Raw genomic sequence first — 2,013 nt, 5'->3', positions numbered from 1 at the left:
GGAGAGTGTTGGGGAAGAGGCTCATAAAAGTATTATAAACAACAAATTTAAAAAGAAAGAATATGAAAAAGATCATATTATCAGTGGCTGTTGTTGCAACAGCGGCTATTGCTGGATGGAACTACCAGCAGAGTAAACAGGAAGTTGAGTTGTCAGACTTAGCATTAGAGAATGTAGAGGCATTGGCACGCAATGAAGGTGATGGCATGACCGATTGCCCTAATGGATGTTTAACAGATTCTGGTATTTGTTTCTGTTATGGTTATCATCCATATAAAGAAGCGTCATGGTAAATCCATGTTAGCGTTATAATTAAAAGTGTGTACCAAAAGTTGTTGGAAGAGGTATCTTTTCAATGACATTTGGTACACTTTTCGATAATCTTAATATTGCAATATATCAGACAATGAAAAAGTATATAGGTTTTATTATCTTTGCCAGTCTTTTGCTGTCTATGTCAAGTTGTAAACAACATGACAAAGGACATCGTAAATATTACGATGCCGGACAAAATGTTATAAAAAAGAAACAAGATATACATGAAATTCAAATAGAAGATGTGGAGATTTCCAATTTTGGAACACCATATATATTAAATGATTATTTAATTATCAGTGATTATAATTCATTTGATAAACTGATACATATCTTCGATAAAAACACATTTAGATATATTACAAATGTAGGGCAACAAGGACAAGGTCCTTCTGAAATAGCCAATATGGGGAAAATCATTTCTGACAACGAGCGAAATATATTTTATGTAATAGATCATGGACATCAAAGTCTGTTAAGTTTTCCAATGGATAGTGTTTTATCAAATGAATTTTATGTTCCACAGAAGAAAGCAGGTATAGATCAAACCGAATTCCCTTTTATGATGCAATATGAAAGCGATACACTGTCTTACGCTTTATTTATGCGTGTGTTAAATCCAGGAGATTATACCCCCGTCGTTGCCAAATGGAATATGCAGACTGGAGAAAGGGAATTCATGCCTTACGTCGGCCATCCAGAAGTAGAAAAAAAGCGCGTGAGTTTTGCTGCATCTCCTAAATATAATCTTTATACTGAAGTCTATTGGTATCATGACTTGATAACTATTTGTACGTTAGATGGAGAATTGAAGTATAATTTGTATGGTAAAAATTGGGATAATCGAAAATCGAACAAAGAGGCATATTTTGATCAAGTTGCTTTTTGTAAAGACAAAATAATTGCCAGTTATTGGGGAGACAGAAGAATGTATAATCGGGATGGAGGACAACATGTTCATTATCCGGATAAGTTGCTTATATTTGATTTGGAAGGTAATTATATTTCTACTTTACAAATCGGATATTCAATACTATCTTTTTGCTATGATGATGAAAGTGATAGATTGATATTTGCTTTTGACGATGATATACAATTTGGCTATTTAGATTTAGATGGCATTATTTAATTTGTGACCTGCATGAAAACATATTGTTTGCTGATAGTCTTATCTTGTTTTTCTTTTTCTTGCATTTACAGAACAGAAAAACAGATAGGACTTTTAGTCCAAGAATGGCAAGGGAAAGAGATAAAATTTCCAGATAACCCTATCTTTACTCAGTACGTGAAAGATACTGTTGATTATCAGATTTCTGTATCTGATTATAAAATAGTTATGTATGTAGATTCCATTGGATGTGTAAGCTGTAAACTTCAATTATCACGATGGAAAGAATTTATAGGCCAAGTGGATTCAGTTTGCAATAAAGACATTCCATTCCTCTTTTTCTTTCAGCCGAAAGATAATCAGGAGTTACGACGTATTTTGAAAATTGACAACTTTTCTTTACCCGTCTGCATCGACACAAAAGACCGCTTCAACAAATTAAATCATTTCCCCAGCGACATGATGTTCCAAACATTCCTGCTGGATAAAGACAACAAAGTGGTAGTTATCGGCAATCCGATTCATAACCTAAAAGTAAGGGATTTATACCTACAAAAGATTGCGGGTATAACGGTGAGTGAATTACCTGA

The 2,013-nt window shown here is 33.6% G+C and carries 2 protein-coding genes and 1 pseudogene; all 3 read left to right on the top strand.

The annotated features are described in order from the left end of the window. Window positions 1-62 precede the first annotated feature (62 nt). A complete protein-coding gene (locus tag B5F77_RS15330) occupies window positions 63-293 on the top strand; it encodes an NVEALA domain-containing protein (RefSeq protein ID WP_087332331.1) in 231 nt (76 codons plus the stop codon). Between the two features lie 113 nt (window positions 294-406). Then, entirely contained in the window at window positions 407-1,444 is a 1,038-nt protein-coding gene (locus tag B5F77_RS15325) for a 6-bladed beta-propeller (protein WP_162608021.1), read from the top strand. Window positions 1,445-1,456: 12 nt separating this feature from the next. Further along, window positions 1,457-2,013, top strand: a pseudogene (locus B5F77_RS15320) (hypothetical protein); the annotation flags it as partial.

The organism is Parabacteroides sp. An277 (assembly GCF_002159645.1).
Classification (GTDB): domain Bacteria; phylum Bacteroidota; class Bacteroidia; order Bacteroidales; family Tannerellaceae; genus Parabacteroides.
This window is presented reverse-complemented; position numbering and strand designations above follow the sequence as displayed.